This is a genomic window from Acinetobacter lactucae, from assembly GCF_013344765.1.
GTDB classification, from domain to species: domain Bacteria; phylum Pseudomonadota; class Gammaproteobacteria; order Pseudomonadales; family Moraxellaceae; genus Acinetobacter; species Acinetobacter lactucae_A.
The window spans coordinates 1-730 of record NZ_JABVBF010000384.1 but is presented as its reverse complement, the minus strand read 5'-3'; the positions used below and the strand labels follow the sequence as shown (position 1 = coordinate 730).

The window sequence follows — 730 nt, the reverse complement described above, 5'->3', positions numbered from 1 at the left end:
ACAGCACAACCGGTGCGGTGAGTGCGCCAACGTATACCGTGAACGGTACGGACGTAAATAACGTGGGTGCCGCGATCAGTGAGCTGGACAAAGGCTGGACGTTACAAAGCAATGGTGCAACGGCAGGTGCAGTGAAAGCGGGCGATGTGGTTGATATTGGTACGGTGACAGGCGAAAGCAACTTAACGGTCAGCAAGACCGGCAATACGATTCAGTATGGCTTGAAGCGAGATCTGGATCTGGACAGTGTCACCACAGGCAACAGCGTGTTGAACAATAGTGGTCTAAGCATTGATGATGGCGCAGGTAACAGCACGCAAGTGACGACTGGCGGCACGACAGTCAGTGATGCGGCGGGTAATACAGCGACGTATGATGCAACGGGTTCAACGATCACCGATGCGGCAGGGAATACGACTACAGTGACAGGAGACAACCTGCAGGTAGGCGGTGCGAACCCTGTGACAGTGGATGGGGCAGCGGGGACAATTACAGGCTTAACCAACACGAGCTATGATCCGAACAATGTGGTTGCAGACCGTGCAGCGACGGAAGGACAGGTTGCTCAAGTTGCAACGGACTTGACGAACACCGGCTTTAACATCAGTGCACAAGGTGGCACATCGGACAATGTGAAGTTGGGCGAGACGGTTGACTACGCAAATACTGATGGCAACATCGAGATTACAGCGGGGGCGGACAACCAGATCAACTACAACCTGGCCGATGA

General features: G+C 54.0%; 1 pseudogene. It reads left to right on the top strand.

Annotated elements, in window-relative coordinates:
- Positions 1-297 (top strand): annotated as a pseudogene (locus HUN22_RS18450) (hemagglutinin); the annotation flags it as partial.
- Between the last annotated feature and the right edge of the window lie 433 nt (positions 298-730).